General features: G+C 67.4%; 13 protein-coding genes. 5 read left to right on the top strand and 8 right to left on the bottom strand.

Translation table 11 applies throughout. From position 1 onward, the window contains the following. On the top strand, window positions 1-836 hold an 836-nt coding region (locus tag SX243_18510; GenBank protein ID MDY7094971.1), incomplete at its 5' end, for a hypothetical protein. Beyond that, complete coding sequence (gene hisG / locus SX243_18505; GenBank protein ID MDY7094970.1) at window positions 833-1,729, top strand: ATP phosphoribosyltransferase; 897 nt, start codon at window positions 833-835, stop codon at window positions 1,727-1,729. The genes SX243_18510 and hisG, both read left to right, overlap by 4 nt. Here hisG and SX243_18500 read toward each other — a convergent pair. Next, entirely contained in the window at window positions 1,629-2,192 is a 564-nt protein-coding gene (locus tag SX243_18500) for a histidine phosphatase family protein (GenBank protein ID MDY7094969.1), read from the bottom strand. The genes hisG and SX243_18500 overlap by 101 nt on opposite strands. A gap of 44 nt (window positions 2,193-2,236) precedes the next feature. Further along, entirely contained in the window at window positions 2,237-4,342 is a 2,106-nt protein-coding gene (locus SX243_18495) for a hypothetical protein (protein ID MDY7094968.1), read from the bottom strand. Window positions 4,343-4,565: 223 nt separating this feature from the next. Here SX243_18495 and SX243_18490 point away from each other — a divergent pair, with 223 nt between their 5' ends. Further along, on the top strand, window positions 4,566-7,637 hold the full coding sequence (locus SX243_18490) for a protein kinase (protein MDY7094967.1): 3,072 nt from the start codon (window positions 4,566-4,568) through the stop codon (window positions 7,635-7,637). 342 nt (window positions 7,638-7,979) lie between these two features. Here the strand turns inward: SX243_18490 and SX243_18485 are convergent, their stop codons facing one another. Beyond that, window positions 7,980-9,161: a hypothetical protein gene (locus SX243_18485; GenBank protein MDY7094966.1), complete on the bottom strand. Its 1,182-nt coding sequence runs from the start codon at window positions 9,159-9,161 to the stop codon at window positions 7,980-7,982. A 79-nt stretch (window positions 9,162-9,240) separates the two neighbouring features. Further along, window positions 9,241-11,052: a mercuric reductase gene (locus tag SX243_18480; GenBank protein ID MDY7094965.1), complete on the bottom strand. Its 1,812-nt coding sequence runs from the start codon at window positions 11,050-11,052 to the stop codon at window positions 9,241-9,243. 219 nt (window positions 11,053-11,271) lie between these two features. Here SX243_18480 and glnA point away from each other — a divergent pair, with 219 nt between their 5' ends. Next, window positions 11,272-12,600 (top strand): type I glutamate--ammonia ligase, encoded by a 1,329-nt coding sequence (glnA, locus tag SX243_18475; GenBank protein ID MDY7094964.1) that lies wholly within the window; start codon window positions 11,272-11,274, stop codon window positions 12,598-12,600. A gap of 105 nt (window positions 12,601-12,705) precedes the next feature. On the opposite strand, the gene SX243_18470 is transcribed toward glnA, so the two are convergent. From SX243_18470 to rfbB, 4 genes are all read right to left on the bottom strand, one after another. Then, window positions 12,706-13,062: a hypothetical protein gene (locus SX243_18470; GenBank protein MDY7094963.1), complete on the bottom strand. Its 357-nt coding sequence runs from the start codon at window positions 13,060-13,062 to the stop codon at window positions 12,706-12,708. A 129-nt stretch (window positions 13,063-13,191) separates the two neighbouring features. Beyond that, the gene (locus SX243_18465) at window positions 13,192-14,754 is read right to left on the bottom strand and encodes a DUF4301 family protein (protein ID MDY7094962.1); all 1,563 of its coding nucleotides are present in this window, start codon (window positions 14,752-14,754) and stop codon (window positions 13,192-13,194) included. A 74-nt stretch (window positions 14,755-14,828) separates the two neighbouring features. Continuing rightward, window positions 14,829-15,383 (bottom strand): dTDP-4-dehydrorhamnose 3,5-epimerase, encoded by a 555-nt coding sequence (rfbC, locus tag SX243_18460; GenBank protein ID MDY7094961.1) that lies wholly within the window; start codon window positions 15,381-15,383, stop codon window positions 14,829-14,831. Next, complete coding sequence (rfbB, locus tag SX243_18455) at window positions 15,380-16,543, bottom strand: dTDP-glucose 4,6-dehydratase (protein MDY7094960.1); 1,164 nt, start codon at window positions 16,541-16,543, stop codon at window positions 15,380-15,382. The genes rfbC and rfbB overlap by 4 nt, the downstream gene beginning before the upstream one ends. Before the next feature lie 407 nt (window positions 16,544-16,950). On the opposite strand from rfbB, the gene SX243_18450 reads away from it, so the two are divergent. Beyond that, window positions 16,951-17,763: an undecaprenyl-diphosphate phosphatase gene (locus tag SX243_18450; GenBank protein MDY7094959.1), complete on the top strand. Its 813-nt coding sequence runs from the start codon at window positions 16,951-16,953 to the stop codon at window positions 17,761-17,763. Window positions 17,764-17,925 lie beyond the last annotated feature (162 nt).

Raw genomic sequence — 17,925 nt, 5'->3', positions numbered from 1 at the left:
GTCCCGTCCTCGCCGCCGATGAGATCAATCACCAACTGGTGCGGGAGCTGTGCGCGGAGGCCAATGCGCCGGAGTCGGTCTTGCCTCTCCTCGGCGACCGCGCCCACCGGCCGGAGATCGGCTTTCGGGAGTTCGCCGCGCTCCTGGCGCAGCCGCGGGTGCGGGGCATGGTAGGCAATTCCACCGGCACCAACGCTCATCTGGCGGCGACCCTGGGGCTGCCCGCGCTGTCCATCGAGCGGGCGGTGGACGAGAGCATTCGCGAGAATTGGTCGCAGCCCGAGCGCGGGCAAATGGGCTCGGTAGCATGGCGCAACCCAGAGCCTCGCATGGCCGCCTACACCCTCTCGTGGCAAGACCACGGAGCGGAGGATCTGGCCCATATCGCCGAGAGCTTTCGGCTCCACCTCTGCGCCGAAGAGGGACGCTGGGAAGAGATTTTCGACGACCCCCAGCGGGCGATGCAGCAGGCGAAGAGCTGTCTCCTCCACGCCCGCTTCGAGGACCGGGGGGGCATGGCGGTCTGGTTTTCGGAGCTGGAGCGCTTCCGCGACGCCTTGATCAGCTCCGACGCGGTGGAGTTCTATTTCGATCTCTCCGACGAGGCGGCCTTTCTGCGGGCGCGGCGCAAGGACGAAGCGGCGATGCTGGTGGAGGCCATCGACGGCCTGCGGGCTCCCGGGGCGAAGTCCGTCGCCGGCCCCCTGCCGGTGGGCATCCCACCGGCGGAGGACCGGGTGGTGCTGGACGAGCTGCTGGGGGACTCCAATCTATTCAAGCTGCTCGTCAACCGGGCCCGGGAGCTTGCCGACCGGGGCCGGGAGCCCGCTTCATGACCTCGGTCGCCGACGGCTCCTGCACCCTCGCGGCTCCGCGCAACCGGTTTTTGAGCGACATCTTGGATCTTCTGGACCAGGTCGGTGTGCGCCCGGAGGAGACCATCCGCCGCTCCGGACAGCGGCGCTACCGCTTCGGCACCAACGAGCCGGAGCTGGACCTGGTGCTGGCCCGCAACGCAGACATCGCCATGCTGGTGAATCTGGGGGCCGTCGAGCTGGGTATCGTGGGGAGCGACATCTTCATCGAGCAGCAAGGGGCCCGGAGCCGGCAAGAGGCGGACTCGGTGTCGGCGATGGATCTCGGCCTGGGGCGCTGCCGGCTCTCGCTGCTGGCGCCGCCGGAGGTTGCGGCCTGCGGCCTGGGTGGGGATGGCCGTCCGGTGCGGGTGGCGACCACCTACCCGCGTATCGCCACCGCCTACTTCGCCACTTTCGGTCAGCCGGTGGAATGCATCAAGCTCCACGGCTGCGTGGAGATCGCGCCGGGGCTGGGGCTGGCGGATTACGTCATGGACCTGGTCTCTAGCGGCCGCACCTCGGCCCAGAACGGTCTGGTGGAGGTCGAGGAGATCATGCCCATCAGCACTCATCTGGTGGTCCACCGGCCGTCCGGTGCCAGGGCTACTGCGGGCCATGGCGTCGCTTCGAGCAACGGAACCTCGCCGGGGACTTCGTCCTGGGTGCTGCGATTCGCCGAGCGGTTGGGGTTGCGGGCGACGTCCGTCACCGGCTCCGAGCTCCTGGAGCGGGCCCTACGCCGCCGGCCCGGATCCGCCGAGGTTCCGGGGCTCACCCGCGGCGATAGACCGTCGCTCCCCAATTCTTCGAGCTCGGACGTTCCGGTCCCCGCCAGCCCCTGCGCCGCAGAGCCCCTGCGATCTGGCGATTGATCATGGCGTGAGCCACCAGGACCACCGAAGGATGAGCGGTGGCCAGGCTCTCCAGGGCTTCCGCCGCCTCCCCCGCTCGCCGACGGGTCTGCCCGACGGACTCTCCGTCGAAGGCCAGCCCCCATCGGCGCAGCAGCCTCAAGAAGCGAAAGAAGGAGAGGGCGGGGAGGCGGAAGCTCCCGGGCAGATGACAGCGCAGGGGGATTTCCCGATAGAGAGGATCCGCCTGCACCGGCCGGCCTTGGGCCACCAGGGCCGCCGACTCCTGCGAGCGCCGAAGGTCGGAGCTGAGGAAGCAGCCGGCTTCACGGACCGCCGCGAGGAGCTCCGGCGGCGGGGGCACGTCCGGCCGGATACCGCTGGCGTCTGCCTCGTCCATCAACTCGACGAAGCGCCGAGCCTCCACCGGTTGCTCGAGATCGAGGGTGATGGGTCCGTGGCGGATCAGGGTAATGGAGGGCACGATGGGTTGGCGGCGGAGGCGGCGATGGAGCCGGGCTGTGGGCCTCAGGCCGCCTCTTTCTCCTGGCCAATGCGATGGACGCGGCGGTAGGCCTCCAGGTAGCGCTGGAAGAAGCCCTTGAATTTCGACTTCACCTTCAGATCGCCGAAGGCATAGCGCACCCAGGAGGGTTTGAGCTGGCGCAGCACCAGCGTTGCCAGCATGTCGCCGCCGAGCACGAACCACAGGGCGTGGCCGCCGAAGATCCCCACCGCCACCACGCCGAGGGCGGCGTAGACGATCTGTGCCACATCAACCTTCTTGCTCGACGAGAGCAGCCCGGTGAGCACCTGGAGCCCGCGGAAGAAGAGGGGCGTCAGGAGCAGCAGAGCCACGAACCCTCCGAGGGAAATAGAGCCGTCGAGGTAGAACCGGAGCCACGCCAGGACGATCATCACGCGGTAGAGGAGAACCCGCCAGAAGCCCGCCCGGTGGATCCAGAAGCGGTCGTGGTTGCGGTAAATCTGATCCACCAGCCGGTCGCAGCCTTCGACCTCGTACTTCCCCGACACGCGGTATTTGAACGGAGCGTTGGGGAAGAAGAGGAACTTCGTCCGCTCGTCTCGGGTCTTGCAATCCTGCAGGCTTTGGTTGATGCCCATGGCCCGCGCCACGTCCTCCACGTAGGTGCCGAAGAAGACCACGTGGTCCGCGGGGCCGTCCTCCTGGTAGTGGTAGTGCCGGGCGTTGTATTTCTCGATGCGCTCCGAGACATTCTCGTACACCGACGCCTTGAACTCCGGCTCGGCGAGCATCTGATGGACGAAGAGGCATTGCATCTCCGTCAGCGTGGCCAGCCCCGCCGTCGTCGGCCGGGCGAAGCCGATGAGGAAGATGTTGCGTAGCTCCTCCGGCACGATGCCCAGGTACGCGCCCTTGAAGCGGTAGCGGTACTCCCCGTCTCCTCCGGAGTGCTTGATCACGATCTTGGGAATGCGCGGAGTCTCCCGATCGCCCTCCACCAGGAAGTCGTAGGCCACGGTCTCGCCGTCGTGGGTCAGCGTTTGGCCCTCGCGGTCGATGGAGGACCGGGACTTCGGGTAGAGGGTGACATAGCCCTGGTCGATGAAGTAGTGGATGTCGTTGAGGATGTAGCCTTCTTCGATGGCTTCCTCGATGCGCCCGTCGAAATGCTCCGCATAGGCGTCGATGGGCCAATGCTTGATGGCGATGACGCCGTTGGGCCAGGGCACCAGTTTGCGCCGTGCCGACCAGGGGGCGAGCTGGCGGGGGGAGCGGAAGGAGAAGGTCTCGGGGTATTTGGCGATGAATTGCTGGGAGGTGAAGAGCTTGCCGATCCAGCCGATGAGGCGCAGCGCAGGGCGGTGCAGCGGCGTGCCCATCAAGAGGATGGCCAGGCGGGTCAGCGCCGTGGTGAAGGAGCCCCAGACGATGCGCCGATAGACCCTCGGAGCCACGTAGGAGAGGTTGTGGGACTCCAGCTGATCGTTGGTGAAGGTGCGGCCGGAGAGGGTGAGGATCTTGTCCAGGGCCATGAAGCGATCCGTCGCCACCAGGATCTTGTTGCCCCGGGGAATGAGCTTCGAGATCATCAGATTCGCCGAGTCGCCCATGGTGGTGAACAGGACCGTCTTGCCCTTGATGCTGTAGTCGAAGGTGCTCAGGGTGCTGTGGATCTTGCGCCGGAAGCCGGTGGAGACGATCACCTGCTTGGCCCGGTAGACTTTCCCCGCGCTGGTGTGCACCAGGCTGTAGGTGTCGTAGTTCTCGATCAGATCGACGTGGTCGAAATGGATCTGGTCGCGGTAGTGCTCGAGATAGCGCAGGTGCATCCCGTAGAACTCTTCGGCGGTGGTGTAGCGATCCCGGTAGCCCTCGGGGTCGGCGGCCAGGTCGAAGGAGTAGAAGCTGCCGTGGTAGCTGCTGACCAGGTCGAAGTCCAGCCGTCCCGACTCTTCCAGCAGCTTCCACACGGGGTTGCGATCCGAGACGATGGTGTACTCGGTGCCCCGGAGATCGAGCTCCCGGAGGAGCGGAATGCAGGAGAAGCCGAAGCCGACGATCAGAATGTCGACTTCCGTGACGGCGTTCCCTGCTTCTCGGTCGCTTCCCTGAGCCGGGCTCGATTGCCCTTCGGCCTGTGCACTCATCGGTGGATATCCTCGCGGCAGAGCACACCGTCGTCCCAGGGACTCCGGGTCTCTGCATCCTTCCGCAGATCTTCGTATTAGAGGCTACTTACCTGGGTAGTCTACACGTTCCCGGAGGATCGTTCGGGAGAACCGGGGGCTGATAATCTCAGTTTGTCCCGAGCGCTTCCTTCACCCATCCATCAGCCACCAGGAAGCGCCGGGACTCCCCGAGAATCAGAGCATGCGTTATCAAACCGGTACCCCCATCGGCCGCGGCGGCATGGGGGAGGTGTACGAGGTGTGGGATCCGGTGCTGGAGCGGCCGGTGGCCCTCAAGGTCTTGAGCCGCTTCGACCCCGAGACCGAGGCGCGCATGCTGCGGGAAGCGCGAGCGCAGGTGCGGGTGGAGCATCCCAATGTCTGCAAGGTCTACGAAGTGGGGAAGACCGAGGACGGGCGGCCGTTCATCGCCATGCAGCGGATCTTCGGCGAGCCGCTGGACGAGGCGGTCCGAGATCTGGGGCTGGAGGAGACGGTGGGGCTGGTGCGCACCGTGGCGGAGGCGGTGCAGGCGGCCCACGCCGTAGGCCTCATCCACCGGGATCTCAAGCCCTCCAACATTCTGGTGGAGGAGCGGGAGGACGGCGAACGGGTGCCCTTCGTGGTGGATTTCGGCCTCGCCCGGGAGGCCGAAGCCCGGGGGCTGACCACCACCGGTGAGACCCTCGGCACCCCCGGCTACCTGTCCCCGGAGCAGGCCGCCGGATTGCCGGATCTGGACCGCCGCACCGATGTCTACAGCCTGGGGGTAGTGCTCTACGAGCTGCTCGCCGGCCGCCTGCCGTTCTCCGGCTCGACGCCCCTGGAGCTCCTCGCCGCAGTGCTGCGGGATGAGCCCCGGGAGCTGCGCAAGGGGGCTCCCCAAGTGCCGGTGGACCTGGCCACCATCGTCATGACCTGCCTGGAGCGGGATCCGGATCGCCGTTACGGTTCCGCCCGGGCACTGGCGGACGATCTGGGGCGCTTCCTCAAAGGTGAAGAGATTCGGGCGCGGCCCATCGGCCCCGGTGAGCGTTTCCGCCGACGGGTGCGCCGGCATCCGGTGGTCTCCGCCTTCGCCGCGGCGGCGCTCCTGGCCTTGATCGCTCTCGCCGCCCTCGCCGGCTGGGTGCGCTACCAGGCCAACGAGCAGGCGCGGCTCGCCCAGCGCTTCGGCGAGCAAGCGCAACGCTTGGAGTCTCTGCTGCGGCTGACCTATCTCACCCCGCTCCACGACATCCGGCGGGAGCGTGCGGAGGTGGAAGAGGAGCTGGCGCAGCTGGAGGCGGAGCTACCGGCCCCCGGCGAGCTGGGCCGCAGCGCCGGCCTGACCGCTGTGGGCCGGGCGCGGCTACGGCTGGGGCGGGTCGAAGAAGCTCGAGAGGCCTTGCAGCAGGCCTGGAACGAGGGAGCGCGTACGCCGGAGCTGACGGTGGCCCTGGGCCGGGCGTGGACGGAGCTCTACGAGGCAGCCTTGGAGCGGGCGGAGCGGGTGCCGGATCCCGAGCTGCGGGACCACCAGCGGCGACGGGCGCGCAACGAGCTGGGCGGGCCGGCGCGTACCTACCTCGATTCCGTGGACGTCACCGAGGCCCAGCTGCAGGCCCACGAGGTGGTCGAGCTCGAGGGTTTGATGGCTCTGCTGGAAGGCGATCTGGCCACCGCCGAGGCGAAGGGGAGCGAAGCAGCGCGGCTCAGCCCCTGGTATTACGAGGGTCACCTCCTCGCCGCCGAGGCGGCTTTTCTGGTGGTGCTTACCCAGGATGCGGCGGGGGCGCAGGCCGAAGCTCTAGAGGCCCTGGAGCGTAGTGAGGCATCGTTCAGCGCGGCCACCGAGGTAGCCCCCAGCGATCCGGAGCCCCGGCTGGGAAAGTGCCGGGGAGCCATCCGCGAGCTGCGCTTCAATTTCGATCGGCAGCCCCCGGATCCCTCCCCCTATGACCGGGCGCTGAGCAGTTGCGGCGCGGCCCTGCGGGCTGATCCGGAGCTAGGCCGCGCCTACGCTCTGCGAGCCGAGGCAGCCTGGGCGGCGGCCCGGTTATTGGTGGCGCGAGGCGAGTCGCCGCTGGAGCTTCTGGACTCGGCGGAGGAGGATGCCCGGCGCGCGCTGGAGATCGATCCCGCAGATGCCGCCGCCTGGGGCCATCTGGGCAACGCGCTCTGGGTACGGGCGAATTATCTGGCGGATCGAAGCGGCGAGCCCCTGCCGGTCTATCGCCGGGCCGCCGAAGCTTTGGAAGAGGGGTTGCGCCACGCACCGGAGGACCCCTTCCTGCTGCTCAGCCTGGGGCACGTGCTCTCCAGCTCCGGTCATCACACGGGGATCGTGGGCGGCGATCCTGCGGAGTTTTGGCAACGGGCGGATGCGGTCTACCGCCGCGCGCTGGCGGCGCCGGGCCTGCGGTCGAGCCGCCTGTACAACGGCTTGTGCATCCTCAACTCGGATTGGGGGTACCACCTGCTGACCCTCGGTGAGCCGGCGGTAGAGCGCTTGGAAGAGGCGGAACAAGCCTGCCGCATGGCCTTGGAGATTCGCCCCGGCTATCTTGCCGCGTTCAACAGCCTGGGCCTGGTGCGGTGGTCCCAGGCCGAGCTCTTCCGGGCCCAGGGAGCCGATCCCACCCTCGCCCTCGCCGAGGCCATCGAGCTCTTCGAGCAGGTCCTGGCGGAGCACCCGGGGCGGCCGTCCACCAGCGTCAACCTGGCCAATCTGCTGACTCTTCAGGGCCGGCTGGCGCTGGAGCGCGGGGAGGATCCGTCGGCGCTGCTGGCGCGGGCGCAGGAAGTCATCGAGAATGCTCGCGAGCCCTTCCCGGCGGATTATGCGCTGATCCGCGGCCAGGCTCAGCTGGTACGGGCTCGTCTCACGGTGCGCCGGGGCGGGACGGTGGAGAAGACCTGGCAGCGGGCGTTGGAGATCGGCACGGAGGCGTACGAAAAAGGCCGGTCGTTGCCGTCCTTGCTGCTGCTGGCGGAGATCCACCGCCGCCGGGCCGGCTGGCGGCTCGATACCGCGCCGGAGCTTCGAGCGCCGGTGACTCGAGACTTGGATGCCGCTGCGAGTTGGATCGAGCGAGTCTTCGAACGCTCCCCCGAGCAACCCGATGCCCTTGCGGAACGAGCCCACGTCGAGCACCTCCGCTCCCGCCTCGCCACCGACCCGGCGGACCGCCAGCGCTGGCTCACCACCGCCCGGGCGACAGCCCAGCTGGCCGTCTCCAAGCAGCCAGGACTGCAGGCGGCCCTCGAAGGAGTATTAGAGCCGCAAAACTAGCCGACCAACACTTGCGACCAACACTTGGGTCCCCCCCTTGGGAAGGGCGACCAACACTTGCGACCAACACTTGGGTCCCCCCCTTGGGAAACTCCTCCTGGAATCGTTGGTTTCCGGGTGTCTTCTGGGCGTTTGAGCTGCGCAACCAACACTTGGGTCCTCCCTGGGGAAAGGGGACGATCAACACTTGGGTCCCTACTTGGGAAATCCCTCCTGGGAGCGCCGGCCTCTGGCCGGCTTCGGGGCCGGGAGGCTCCAAAACCAACACTTGGGTCCCCCCTTGGGAAATGCTCAGAACCAACACTTGGGTCCCCCCTTTGGAAACGCCCTGAATCAGGGGCTTCAGGCTCCCTCCGGCACCACGAAATCCCCCGCGCTCCGGCTGTACACTCGCCGACCCACATGGCCTTGTTCTTCCAGCTCGCGGATCCCCAGCCGCAGGGTGGCGACGCGTTCGCGGTAGCTGGAGGAGCCGATGTTGAGCAGGGCGTCGAAGGGGTCGTCGTCTGCCAGCGCCCGGCGGAGGGATTGGAAGCCGCCGCGGCCCTGGTGCAGGACGTCCAGGACCACCAGCACCAGTTTGTCCACCAGGCCGTCGAGGGGCAGGCGGGTGGCGTAGTGGGCGAGCTTGCGGCGCTGCTGCTCGACGCTGAAGCGAATGTTGAGCGCACGCAGCGCCGGGTCCCGGGTGCACCAATCGATGACTCGGGCGGCGCGGTCCGATTCGGTGTCGTCGACGGCGCTTTCGTCGGGGTTGAGGTAGTCCTGCAGCGCGGCGGTGCTGTCGGCGGATTCCAGGCTCTCGGTGCCGCCGTCGAGGCGCCGGTGCACGCGGCCGTCGATGACGGTCAAGTCGGGGAAGTAGGCCTGGGCGGCGGGGAGGTCGAGCATTTCCCGCAGGATGGCGACGAAGTTGTCGTCGGGAGTGTGGGCGGCCAGCTGAGTAGGACCGAAGGTGAAGCGGGCGCGGTCGTAGGTGTTGAGGCAGGTGAAGAAGCCCCGGCTCTCGCAGCGGATGGTGGGATAGAGGTACCAAGCCCAGTGCCCGTGGGCGCCCTCCCAATCCTCCGGGTGGTAGAGCGGCCCCTGGGGGTTGTAGAGATTGGCCAGGCCGCGGCGGCTGCCGTAGCGCACGTCGCTGCCGATGTAGAAGCGGGGCTCGCCGTTGATGCGGGCGTAGAGCCGGCTGCCTTCGCGCTCCACCTCCACGTTCTTGGGCTCGTCCACCGACGGCGGCTGGGCGGGGACGGCGGTGGCGACGCTGATGCGGGTGGTGGGGGAGCGCAGGTAGGGCATCACCACCGCGCTGTGACCGGCCCAGGTCCCCGGGATTTCCAGGATCAGCTCCAGGCCCTGATCCCGCTGATGCAGCAGCACTCCACCGTCTTGAGTCTTCACCAGCCAATGCACCGCCGCCGTATCGGCAGGATCGGGATCGGCTTGGTTCCATTCGGTAACGCGATAGATGACGGCGGCGCCGACCTCGGCGTGGGCGGGACCGGTGACCTGGCGAACCAACAGCATGGCGTCCCTCCTGGAGCGGTGGTGAGCGGAGAGCGGAGCGGGATCTTGCTCTTAGTTTAGACGGCTGTAGTGGGCGTTCTTACCGCCGGAACCAGGCAAAGTACCGCCGCAGCCACTGCCTCCGGCGCGGGGTCAGCCGGCGGAGGAGGTGGTCGTCGGCGGCGCGGCGCAGGACCTCCGCCTGGGTGGGGTAGGGAAAGATGGCGTCGGTGAAGGCGGACAGGCCGGTTCCGGAGGAGATGGCGAGGCTGAGGGCGGCGAGGATCTCTCCGGCGTGCTCCGCCACCAGCGTGGCGCCGACGATGCGGTCGCGGCCGGCGGCCAGATGCAGGCGCAGGAAGCCCTCCGCCGGGCCGTCGAGATCGCTGCGGTCGAGGAGGGCGCGGTCCGAGCGCGCCAGGGGCACGTCGAGGGTGTCGATCTCCAAGCCCAGCTCTCGCGCCTGCCGGCGGTAGAGGCCGACGTGGCCGAGCTCCGGGCTGGTGTAGGTGCACCAGGGCACCACCAGCTTGCTGTTCTTGCGCCGGCCGAAGGGGAAGAGGGCATTGCGGATCACCAGGCGGGCCTGGGCCTCGGCGAGGTGGGTGAATTGCAGGCCGCCGAGGACGTCACCGGCGGCGTAGATCCGGGGATTGGTGGTTTCCAGGAGATCGTTGGCCTGGACGCCCTGGGCATCGTAGGCGACGCCGGCGGCCTCCAGCCCCAGGCCGGCGACGGATGGGGTGCGGCCGGTGGCCAGCAGAATCCGGTCGACTTCCAGGATCCGCACCGGCCCGGGACCGGGGGCCTCGCCGGCCTCGCTCTTGGGGGCGGGGCGGGAGCGCACCGTCAGGCGCCGGTTTTCTTTCTTCTGATTCGTCCCCCTCGATTCCAGGGCCTCCGCTTCGGCATTCAGCCATACAGTCACGCCGTCCCGTTCCAGACTCTTTTGAATTAGCCGCGCGGCGTCCCGATCCTCCCGGGGGAGGAGTTGGGAGGAACGCTGGATCAGCGTCACCCGGCTGCCAAAGCGGGCGAAAGCCTGGGCCAGCTCGCAGCCCACCGGACCGCCGCCGATGACCGCCAGGCGGGGTGGCAGCTCGGTGAGGGAGAAGACGCTGTGGGAAGTGAGCACGTCCGGATCGATGCCCTGGGAGCCTTCTTCGAGGCCGGCGAAGGGCGGCAGGGTGGGTCGGGCGCCGGTGGCCACCAGGGCGCGGCGGAAGCGCAGCTGCCGGCCTCCCACCGTCAGGGCGTCGCCGGCGACGAAGCGGCCCTGACCGAGGAAGACATCCACCCCGGCGTCGACGAAACGGCGGGTGCCGTCGTGGTGGCTGATCTCGGCGCGCAGCCGGCGGAGGCGCTCCATCACCGCGCCGAAGTTGCCGGGGCCGTCGGCGGAGGGGGCTCCGAAGCTCGAGCCGTGGGCCACCGCGTGCCAGGCGCGGGCGGCGCGCAAAAGCGCTTTGGAGGGAACGCAGCCGTGGACCAGGCAGTCGCCGCCGAGGAAGTCCCGCTCGACCAATGCCACCCGGGCGCCGACGGCGGCGGCGCCGAGGCTCGCTACCAGCCCGGCGGTACCGCCGCCCACCGCCACCAGATCGTAGAGCGGCGCCGGCTCCGGGTTGACCCAATGGGGCGGATGGGTCTGTTCCATCACCTCGCGGTTGTAGGCGTCCTCGGGGAGGAGGGGCGGTGGCCGGTGGGCGCGCTGCCGGAGCTGCTCCTGGGAGTCCGGTCCGAGCCGGGCCAACAGCTCTTGGGTCGAGATCTGATCCGTGGATAGGCCGCCGGAGGAAGAGCGAGTCGTCTCGGTCGTGGGCAGGTGCGGCTCGGTGCCTTCGACTGGGCCTTCGACTGGGCCCTCGGTTGGGCCGTCGGTTGGGCCGTTTTGGGAAGGAGGCTCGGTCATGGGGCTGGCTCCCGGGAGGATAAGAGCCGTGGCTCGTTGGGTTTGCGGGCTGCCTTCGATGATAGCCGCTTCCTGGCGCGCACTGCTTTCTGTGCACGGTGACGGCTGAATTCTGTCAAAGCGTCCAAATTTTGATGTCACTAGGGCTCATTTTGGCTTGCTTTTCGCGAAATGTGTTTCTATGATCCGCGCATCGCAACCAATCCGGAGGCCAATTCAATGGATAGACAGGAAATTCTGAAGATCGTCGATGAGGAGAATGTGCGCTTCATGCGCCTTCAGTTCACCGACATCATGGGTATCAATAAGAACGTCGAAGTCCCCCGCAGCCAGTTCGAGAACGCGCTGGATGGTCAGATCTTCTTCGATGGTTCTTCGATTCAGGGCTTCACCCGCATCGAAGAGTCGGACATGGTGCTGGTGCCCGACTACGACACCTTCCAGGTCAACCCCTGGTCCAATCCCGACGGCTCCAAGGTGGCGCGGATGATCTGCGACGTCTACATGCCCGACGGTTCCGCCTTTGCCGGCTGTCCTCGGGGTGTGCTTAAGCAGCAGGTGGAGCGCGCCCAGAAGATGGGCTACAACATGGTGGCGGGCCCGGAGGCGGAGTTCTTTCTCTTCCAGACCGACGAGCAGGGCAATGTGGTCACGGAGACCCACGACGTCGGCGGCTACTTTGACCTCACCCCGGTAGATCAGGGCGAGCAGTGCCGCCGGGACATCGTCATCGTCCTCGAGTCCATGGGCTTCGAGGTCGAGGCGTCCCACCACGAGGTGGCGCCGGGGCAGCACGAGATCGATTTCAAATACGCCGAGGCGGTGGAGTGCGCCGACAAGGTCATCACCTTCCGCTGGGTGGTCAAGCGGGTGGCGCAGGATTATGGTCTCCACGCCACCTTCATGCCGAAGCCCATCTTCGGCGTCAACGGTTCCGGCATGCACGTGCACCAGAGCCTGATCACCACCGACGGCGAGAATGCTTTCTATGCCCCGGACGACGAGTTTCAGCTCTCGCCGGTAGCCCTCAGCTACATCGGTGGCATCCTCGATCACGCCGGCGCCTTCGTGGCGGTGACCAACCCGCTGGTCAACTCCTACAAGCGACTGGTGCCCGGTTTCGAGGCCCCCATCAACATCGCCTGGTCGGAGAAGAACCGCAGCCCGCTGGTGCGTGTCCCCGCCCGCCGGGGCATGGCCACCCGCTGCGAGGTACGCGTTCCGGATCCGTCCTGCAATCCCTATCTGGCCTTCGCGGTGATGCTCGCCGCCGGCCTCGACGGGTTGGAGAAGGAGACCAGCGCCGGTGCGCCGGTGAACAAGAACATCTTCACCATGAGCCAGCGGGAGAAGCGGCGCCTGAAGATCAAGCAGCTGCCCGCCAACCTCTCCGAGGCGTTGGACAATCTGGAGAAGGACTCGGTGATCAAGGACGCGCTGGGCGACCACATCGCCGAGCACTACATGGCGGCCAAGCGGCAGGAATGGTCGGACTACATCTCCCATGTTCATCCATGGGAGCAGGAGCGCTACCTGTCCGAGTATTGAGCCGCTGAAAGGCTCCATCCGGTAGTGTCCACCCATCGACGGTGAAAAGGCCGGTCCCGAAGAGGGGCCGGCCTTTTGGCATGGGTCGGGGGCAGGGGGAGGGAGTCAAGAACCGCTGCGCACGGCTTCGACCAGCATCAGCTCGCCTTGACCCGCCTGCAGGGTGCCCACCAGACGGTCGCCCTGGAACATGCCGGCGAAGCGCATCCGCAGCGGCCCGCCGATGGTCTCGGGCTCGATCTCGAACCACAGCTTGCCCAGGCTAAGCCGCGGCTCCAGCAGTTCCCAGGAGCCGCGCATACCGGTCCAGGTGCCGGCGAGCTCGCCGCCATCGTCGGTGGTGAGCTCCAGGGTGACGTCCCGCTGGATGCCGTCAAAGCGCAGATCCAGCTCCCAGGTGCCCGCCACGTCGGCGGGGCCGGGACCACAGCCCACAAGGGCTAGCAGGCTGAGACAGAACAACCATAGAGGCCGGAATCTGCGTTCCCGGGGGAGCTTCGGGGGAACAGGGGCTTCGGGTAGAGAGGCGCGAGACGTCACTGCAGGGGTTCCTCCATCAGGGATTGGGGTTCTATCTGGGTTGAGCTTCTATCAGGGCGCGGGTTGATGCTCCGCCCGCAGCAGGTCGAAGACGGTCTTGACCGGCGAGAAGGTCTCCGCCGGCACCTCCACGAAGACGGTGTTCCACCCCGCCATAGCTCCATTCCACAGCCCCGGATGCTCGAGACCCGTGAGGGGCCGGCCGGCGTAGCTCTTGGAGGTGACGAAGGCGGTGTCGGGATCGACGAAGTGGCGCAGGGGAAAAGGCTCACCGCGCCAGTCTTTGAGACTGCACACCAGGTCCACCGGGTTGAAGTGCGTCGCGCCGCGGAGCAGCGAGCGTTGCCGGTGGGAGATCTGCGCGCTCTCGACGATCTGGGGGGAGCAGGCACCGGAACCATCCTTGACCCAGAACGGTCCACCGCCGGGCTCGCCGCGGTTGACCACCATGCCGCAGATGCGTAGCGGGCGGTTCAGGCGGTCCATGGCGTAGGTTCGGCGACGCTCCCGTGGGATCTCGGAGGCCCGGGAGTCGAAGCGCCGGGCGATGAGCTCCAGGGCCTGGTCCACCGCCGCTCCATTCTCGGCGTCGTCCTTCCCGCTGTCGCCGTGGAGCCGCCTCAGCAGACCGTGGATCTCCTCTTCCAGTTCCAGAAGGAAACCGCCCAGGAGCTTCTTCCAGCGCGCCACCGTCGGCAGCAGGCGCTCCGGCTGGACGTTGTCGATATTTTTCACCAGCACCACATCGCCCCTCAGCTCTTCGAGGTTGAGGAGCAGCGAGCCGTGACCGCCGGGGCGCAGCAGCAAAGTGCCGTCGTCGAGGCGGAAGGGCTCGCCGTGCTCGTCCAGGCTCAGGGTGTCGGTGGCCGGGCTTTGTTCCGAGTAGCTGACCAGGAAGCGAGCGTCGCCGAGCTGGGAGGCGGTTTGATCCAGATGCTGGGTGACCCGCTGGCGATGGGCCGGGGTGACGGTGAAGTGCAGCCGGCAGCGGTCCTGGTCGTCCCGGGCGTAGGCCATGGCCTCCACCAGATGCTCGCCGAAGGGGGTGCGGGCGCCGTCGGGATAGGAGTGGAAGGGAATCAAGCCCTTGGGCAGGGAGGCCAGAGCGAGGCCTTTCGGGCCCAGCAGGGCCGCGAGGAGGGGGCCATAGTCGCCGGAGTCGCGGATCTGGTCGAGGGAGGAGCCCTGGCGCTCCAGGGCCTCCGCCAGCTCGTCCCGAAAGGCGAAGCGGTCGATCTCGTCGGCCAGCCGCAGGACGTCTTGGGCGCCGTCATCTCCAGCTTCGGCCTGGGCCTGCAGCTCTTCCCGTCGCGCCTTCTGGGGCTCCTCCAAATAAGGCAGGAGGGAGCGGAACATGCGGCTGGCGGCGCCGGAAGCGGGGACCATCTTGGTCACCCGGCCGGCGGCGGCGGCGGATTCGAAGCGTCCGATACGTGCCTGGGCCTGGCTCTCTCCCAGCCGCTCGATGCCGTCGCCGACGGTGCATGGGCGGTCCAGGTCCGCTGCCGGCGGCGGCGAGCGCAGCACCTTCAGCTGGCGCTGGGCTTCCTCCACCGCGATGCCGCGCTCGGTGAGCTGCTGGTGGTCCTGATCTCCAAAGGTCGTGGACTGCACGATTCCCCCCTCTCTCTCGGTGCTCGTTCTACTGCCGACGACGGTCCTCCGACGAGCTGCCAGCCTTCGAAGAACTACTCTTCGAAGGTGGGCAGCTGGTCCATAAGCTCGGCGGTGGTGGGGGCGTCCCGGTCCTTGTCCGAGAGCACCGGATCCTGGATCGGCCATTCGATGGCCAGATCCGGATCGTCCCAACGCAGGCCGATCTCGTCGTCGCGGTCGTAGAAGTCGGTGCATTTGTACTCTACCTGGGCCGCCTCGCTGAGCACGCAGAAGCCGTGGGCGAACCCGGGGGGGATGTAGAGCTGGTGGAAGTTGGTGGCGGAAAGGACGGCGCCGAACCACTGGCGAAAGGTGGGGGAGCCGACCCGGATGTCCACCGCCACGTCCCAAATCTCGCCCTCCACCGCCCGCACCAACTTGCCCTGGGGCTTGTGGCGCTGGGCGTGGAGGCCGCGGAGGATGCGCGGGCCGGAACGGGAGTGGTTGTCCTGGACGAAGGTTTCGGCGATGCCGCCGTCGCGGTAGCGCTGGGCGTGGTAGGTCTCCAGGAAGAAGCCCCGGTGGTCGCGGAAGACCCTGGGCTCGACCAGGATGACCCCCGGCAATGGAGTTTTTTGAAAGCTCATCCCTGACCTCCTTCGGCGACCCGCGCCTCTGCCATGTTCGCTTCTGCTGTCGGGCTGTCGGCGGCGGACGCCAGGCCCAGCCGCTCCCGGCGGTAGTCGCCGGTGCTCACCCGTCGGCACCAGGCGTCGTGCTCCAGGTACCAGCGCACCGTGTGGCGGAGGCCGGATTCGAAGTCGTGGCGGGGCTCCCAGCCGAGGCTTTCGCGGGCGTGGGAGTCGTCGATGGCGTAGCGCCGATCATGCCCCGGGCGGTCGGTGACGAAGGTCTTGAGCTCGGTGTACTCGCTCAGCCCGGCGGCCTGCAGGTGGACGTTGTCCGCCGCCGGCTGCAGCTCTTCGAGGGCGGCGCAAAGGGCGTCCACTACCTCCACGTTACTGCGTTCGCTGCTGCCGCCGAAGTTGTATTTCCCCCCGGGCTCGCCATCGGCGAGGGCCGCCAGCACGCCGCGGCAGTGGTCCTCGACGTGGATCCAATCCCGCACGTTGCTACCGTCGCCGTAGATGGGCAGGGGCTTGCCCTCGGCGGCGTTGAGGATCATCAGCGGGATGAGCTTCTCGGGGAATTGGTAGGGGCCGTAGTTGTTGGAGCAGTTGGTGGTCAGGGTGGGGAGCCCATAGGTCTTGTGGTACGCCCGCACCAGCAGGTCCGCAGAGGCCTTGGAGGCGGCGTAGGGGGAGTTGGGGGCGTAGGCGGTCTGCTCGGTGAAGTGACCGGTGGCGCCCAGGGAGCCGTAGACCTCGTCGGTGGACACGTGGAGGAAGCGGAAGGCGCTCTTGGCATCTTCCTGGAGCCCCATCCAATAGTGGCGGGCGGCCTCCAGGAGCTCGAAGGCGCCGACGATATTGGTGCGGATGAAGGCGCTGGCGTCGTCGATGGAGCGGTCGACGTGGCTCTCGGCGGCGAAGTTGATCACCGCCGCCGGCGCGTAGTCTCGGAACAGCCGTTGGACGGCGCCGCGGTCGGCGATGTCGACCCGCTCGAGGGCGAACCGGGGATGGTTGGAAACGGCGGCGAGGTTGTCGAGATTGCCGGCGTAGGTGAGCTTGTCCACCACCACCAGCCGCACGTCGTCGGCTTCCAGCCGGGGGTCGCGGAGGGCGAGGTGGACGAAGTTGGAGCCGATGAAGCCGGCTCCTCCGGTGACGAGATAATTCTTCATGAGTTCTCGGGAGCGTTATTTTCTGGGTGGACTCGATTCTTTTTGGGGTCTCATGACTCGAGGAGCTCGCTGGGTGGCAGGCGAGCTCGACTCGAGGGGGCTGCGAGGACCCGCCTCGCTCGGACCGAGGTAGTATAGCCGCCAATCGCCGGACGGTCTCGCCGAGGCTGACCAGCTGCAGCCTGGGGACGGCCCGGCCGGCGAATTGGTGGATCGTAGGGGATACATTCGGCCAACGTCGCCCCAGAGCCGGCTAGAAGCCGGCGCTCCCAGGGCTCCTGGATGGGCATCGTGGGGGGGTGGGGGTGTCGTCCCGCCAGGGACGAGATGTACTAGCGAGGGGTTTGAACCCCTCGCGGGGCCGATCCAAGCATCAACGACCCAATCCCCAAGCCAACGAGAATCCCGTGAGCCTGCTACAAATCATCGTCCTGGCCCTGGTCCAGGGCATCACCGAATTCCTGCCCATCAGCTCGTCGGCGCATTTGATTCTGGCGCCTTATGTCTTCGGCTGGGAGGATCAGGGACTGCGCTTCGACATCGCGGTGAACACCGGCACCCTGCTGGCGGTGATCTGGTATCTGCGGGAGCAGCTGCGGGAGGTGGTGGTGGCGGGGGTCGGGTCGCTGTCGACGCCGGTGCGCCAGTGGAGCGGCGAGCAGCGGTTGGGCTGGGCGGTGGCGTTGGGGACGATTCCGGTAGCGGTGTGTGGGCTGCTTTTCTACGAGTTCATCGCCACGGTGCTGCGCAATCCGGTGGTCATCGCCGTCACCTCCATCGGCTTCGGACTGTTGCTGCTGTGGGCGGACAAGGCCGGCGCCCGTCGGCGTACGGAGGAGGAGCTGCGCTGGCGCGACGCGATCTTCGTCGGCCTGGCCCAGGCGTTGGCACTGATCCCCGGCACCTCGCGCTCCGGCGTCACCATGACCGCTGGCCTGGCCGCCGGGCTGACCCGCAAGGCCTCGGCGCGGCTCTCGTTTCTGCTGGCCGTGCCGGTGGGGATTCTGGCGGCGGGCAAGGATTTCGTGGAGCTCCTCTCCGCCCCGCCTCCCACCTCCGATCTCGGCGCCCTCTTCCTGGCCCTGATCCTCGCCGCCGTCTCCGCCTACCTGGTCATCGACTGGCTCCTCCACTGGCTGGAGAAGCAAACCTTCACGATCTTCGTGGTCTACCGCGTGGTGCTGGGATTGATCATTCTCGCGGTGGTCTATCTCTCGTAGCCGCCAGGAGATCCCCCATAGCGGAGGTCGTGTTCCGGGGGCTAGGAGCTTGCTGAAAAAGTCAGTCGCAAGCGAGAACGAGAAATTTTCGAGCAGAATCAAGGCGGAGAACCGCAGGCGATTCGGGAATCGTCGAGGTTCGACAACGAAGATTCGGCCGAA

This window comes from Acidobacteriota bacterium, assembly GCA_034211275.1.
Lineage (GTDB): Bacteria > Acidobacteriota > Thermoanaerobaculia > Multivoradales > JAHZIX01 > JAGQSE01.
This window is presented reverse-complemented; position numbering and strand designations above follow the sequence as displayed.

Excerpts from the sequence above, each read along its gene's own strand:
- hisG (MDY7094970.1), top strand. The coding sequence starts at position 833 with ATGACCTCGGTCGCCGACGGCTCCTGCACCCTCGCGGCTCCGCGCAAC.
- SX243_18495 (MDY7094968.1), bottom strand. The coding sequence starts at position 4,342 with ATGAGTGCACAGGCCGAAGGGCAATCGAGCCCGGCTCAGGGAAGCGAC.
- SX243_18490 (MDY7094967.1), top strand. The coding sequence starts at position 4,566 with ATGCGTTATCAAACCGGTACCCCCATCGGCCGCGGCGGCATGGGGGAG.
- SX243_18485 (MDY7094966.1), bottom strand. The coding sequence starts at position 9,161 with ATGCTGTTGGTTCGCCAGGTCACCGGTCCCGCCCACGCCGAGGTCGGC.
- SX243_18480 (MDY7094965.1), bottom strand. The coding sequence starts at position 11,052 with ATGACCGAGCCTCCTTCCCAAAACGGCCCAACCGACGGCCCAACCGAG.
- glnA (MDY7094964.1), top strand. The coding sequence starts at position 11,272 with ATGGATAGACAGGAAATTCTGAAGATCGTCGATGAGGAGAATGTGCGC.
- rfbC (MDY7094961.1), bottom strand. The coding sequence starts at position 15,383 with ATGAGCTTTCAAAAAACTCCATTGCCGGGGGTCATCCTGGTCGAGCCC.
- rfbB (MDY7094960.1), bottom strand. The coding sequence starts at position 16,543 with ATGAAGAATTATCTCGTCACCGGAGGAGCCGGCTTCATCGGCTCCAAC.